A 724-nucleotide genomic window follows, 5' to 3' on the forward strand; every position below is an offset into this window, starting at 1 on the left:
ACAGAGGAGTGATATAATCAAAACGTTGAGTGGTTTCATGTTACAGCCATCCGGCAAGTGTGATGAGCAGATAGAGGATATAAAGCCCCACGGGTATCCCGACGGTGAGAACCGCGTCCCGCGTGGAGAGGTTCCGCGCGTACTTCATACCGAAGATCCAGATGTTCGCACTCCAGATCGTGAAGAGGATGGTCACGATCCCGGCGATCTGCGCCAGAGGATCGGTCGCGAGAACGCTCACCAGTTCCTCGGAGAACTCCGCGATCTGTTCGGGGTTTGTCATGGGCGGGACGTTCAGGCCCGAGAGGAGCTGGTAGGAGAAGTAGGTCCCGATGATACCCCCGAATACCTGGGGCAGAAGCCCGTAGCCGGTGAACTCCATCGTCCGCTCGAGGGGGCCCTGGCCCTTGAAGATCATCGAGACGAGGTGGAAGACGAAACCGTAGATGATCCAGCCCAGGAACCCGCCGGCGAAGGCAATGGCTGCGAAGATGATCGTCATGAACACCCCGAGACCCTGCATCTCCGCGGGAAGCATGGCCATGGTTAGATCCATCATCGGTATGACCGAGACCGCACCGATCAGCCCGACGGCGAGCGCGATCAGCGCCGGTATCTTCAGGCTCGGCCTGTCCTGCATCCGCGCCTCGAAAAACCGCCCGGGATCGAGCAACACCCGGAGAAATCCAGTATCCATGGTAAGTACGCCTCGTATACTCTTGGC

Annotated in this window: 1 protein-coding gene; it reads right to left on the reverse strand. The window is 58.7% G+C overall.

The genetic code is table 11. The features are described 5' to 3' along the window. Positions 1–40: 40 nt before the first annotated feature. Positions 41–724, reverse strand: a 684-nt coding sequence (locus EI28_RS12720) for a Yip1 family protein (protein WP_231476854.1), incomplete at its 5' end; no start/stop codon positions are given.

Origin of the sequence: Methanoculleus sp. MH98A (assembly GCF_000691865.1) — an archaeon.
In the GTDB taxonomy this organism is placed as follows: Archaea; Halobacteriota; Methanomicrobia; order Methanomicrobiales; family Methanoculleaceae; genus Methanoculleus.